Source organism: Dietzia sp. CQ4, assembly GCF_014145125.1.
Lineage (GTDB): Bacteria > Actinomycetota > Actinomycetes > Mycobacteriales > Mycobacteriaceae > Dietzia > Dietzia natronolimnaea.
Genome location: NZ_JAALDZ010000121.1, coordinates 1 through 1,796, shown reverse-complemented (window position 1 = coordinate 1,796; position 1,796 = coordinate 1). Strand labels below are relative to the sequence as shown.

Annotated in this window: 1 protein-coding gene and 1 pseudogene; one reads left to right on the top strand and one right to left on the bottom strand. The window is 71.1% G+C overall.

Annotation, left to right across the window (positions count from 1 at the left end; translation table 11 throughout):
- Positions 1–426 precede the first annotated feature (426 nt).
- Positions 427–1,257: an HAD-IB family hydrolase gene (locus G6031_RS07655; protein ID WP_179524420.1), complete on the bottom strand. Its 831-nt coding sequence runs from the start codon at positions 1,255–1,257 to the stop codon at positions 427–429.
- Between the two features lie 296 nt (positions 1,258–1,553).
- Between G6031_RS07655 and G6031_RS07650 the strand changes: the two are divergent.
- Positions 1,554–1,796 (top strand): annotated as a pseudogene (locus tag G6031_RS07650) (chromosome partitioning protein); the annotation flags it as partial.

The window sequence follows — 1,796 nt, the reverse complement described above, 5'->3', positions numbered from 1 at the left end:
CGGGTCGGCACGCGTGCCGACCCGCCAACTCACTGCGGTTCCATCGAGAGATCCGGGTACCAGGCGTCCTGTGGTCCGCCGTGTGGCCGGTCCGGGACAACCGTCGGTGACGGCTGGCGCGGACCCACGGCTGGTGTGCCTCTCGGGCGTTATCCGTCGCGTGGGTTCCGGAGTATCGATGACGGTGGCTCGGACGGGGAACCGTGACTTCTCTTCCGTCACCGTCCTGGCGTCGTCGTCACCGTGCCCTGAGCATGCCGCGCGGACAGGCGCCCCGGCGATGGGGGGATCCCACAAGGAACCCGGGGACTTGCGGGTGGTTCCCGCCATCGCGTCCCGCCGTGTCGGCGGCGCACGATGAGGAGTTGGGGCCGAACGAGGGCGGGTCGGGTGACCGGTCCCGGCGGACGAGTCGGGTGACCGGGTTCAGTGGTCTCGCCGCGCGGAGCGGGCGAAGGAGAAGGCCGCCGCCCCCACCGCGAGCGCGATCGCCCCGACGCCGATGATCGGCCCGGTCGCGCGTTCCAGCGTCGGGAGCAACGGGGTGGGGTTGGAGAAGGTGAGGATGGGCCACCCGCGCTCCAGGGCCTCGCGGCGCAGTGCCCGGTCCGGGTTGATCACCGTCGGATGCCCGACCTCCTCGAGCATCGGGAGGTCGGTGGAGGAGTCGGAGTAGGCGTACGAGGCCTCCAGGTCGTAGCCGTAGCGCCGGGCGAACGCCCGGATCGCCTCGGCTTTGCCCGGTCCCTGGCAGTAGAACTCGATGGACCCGCCGTACCGCCCGTCGGCGTCCCGGTTCATGCGGGTGCCGGCGTAGTGGTCCACGCCGAGCATCCGGGCGATCGGCGCCACCAGTTCCTCACCGGAGGCGGACACGATCACCAGGTCGTGCCCGAGCGCCCGGTGCTCGGCGAGCAGTTCCTGCGCCTCGGCGTACACGGTCGGCGAGACGGTCTCCGTGAGCCCTTCGGTGACGATGCGCTCGACCTTCTCGGGCTCCCACCCCTTGGTGGCCGTGGCCATGGCCTGGCGCACCTTCTGCATCTGGTCGTCGTCGGCGTCGGAGAGGCTGAACGCGAGCTGCGTGTAGGCCAGATCGATCACCGATCGGCGGGACAACAGACCCTCGTCGAGGAAGGATTTGTTGAACGCGAACACCGACGAGGTGGCGATGATCGTCTTGTCGAGGTCGAAGAACGCGGCGACCCGGCGAGGTCGGTGCGATGACCGAGGGCCCTGGCGGCGTGGGGCGGACACGGCTCCACGATACGGTTCTTGTGCTCACCGCGCGGATAAGTGATACTGATCACGCTCGTAAGAGCATCCCCCTATAGGTGCTCGATTCGTTCCCCCACGAATCGGGACTTCGAGAAACCGCGGCGTCCCCCTGCCGCGGTTTCTCTCATTTCGGGCGGGGTCCGCGGCCCGGGGTGTCCGGGTCGGGGACCCCGGGTCCCGGCGTGTTGTCCACAGCCCCCGGCCTCTCCACAGCCGCCCCCGGGACACTGCATCGGGCCGGGTCCGCCGACCGGTGGGTGCGCCACGCTGTGCCCGTGACCCAGAGCCCTCGCGCAGCGCACGACACAGTCCCCGACCCTCCCGCGGGCAGGACCGTCGCGGTCGACGTGACCGACCCGGACCTCGACGCCGATGTCCGCGCCGTGCTCGCCGCGCTGGCACTGGACCCCGTGTCGCCGGACAGCGCCTCGGCGGACGTGGCGGTGACCGACCGTGAGGACACCGGCGGGGGACCCGGCGTGGCGCGACTGGTGCGGGTGGGCGCCGACGGCGCCGGT